Annotated in this window: 1 pseudogene; it reads left to right on the top strand. The window is 72.5% G+C overall.

The window, feature by feature from the left end:
- A pseudogene (locus CP49_RS46485) lies at positions 1 to 198 on the top strand (L,D-transpeptidase family protein); the annotation flags it as partial.
- Positions 199 to 251 lie beyond the last annotated feature (53 nt).

Genomic DNA, 251 nt, shown 5'->3' on the forward strand with positions numbered 1-251 from the left:
GAAGCCGCCGCGCCGAAGACCACGGCGCCGAAGCCCGACGCCAAACCCGACGCCAAGCACGCCGCCGCCAGCCGGCCGCCCGCGAAGCCGTCGGTGTCCGATACCCCCGCCCCCGCCGCCAAGGACAGCCAGGTCTCTGGCTCCGCGCCGATCGTGTCGTCGAACTCGTTCGACAGCCGCTTCGGGGCGGTGAAATAGGAAGCGCCGGCGCTTTTCCAGGCTAGTCGGCCTTGAGGCGGGGGGCCCTTCCG

The organism is Bradyrhizobium valentinum (assembly GCF_001440405.1).
In the GTDB taxonomy this organism is placed as follows: Bacteria; Pseudomonadota; Alphaproteobacteria; order Rhizobiales; family Xanthobacteraceae; genus Bradyrhizobium; species Bradyrhizobium valentinum.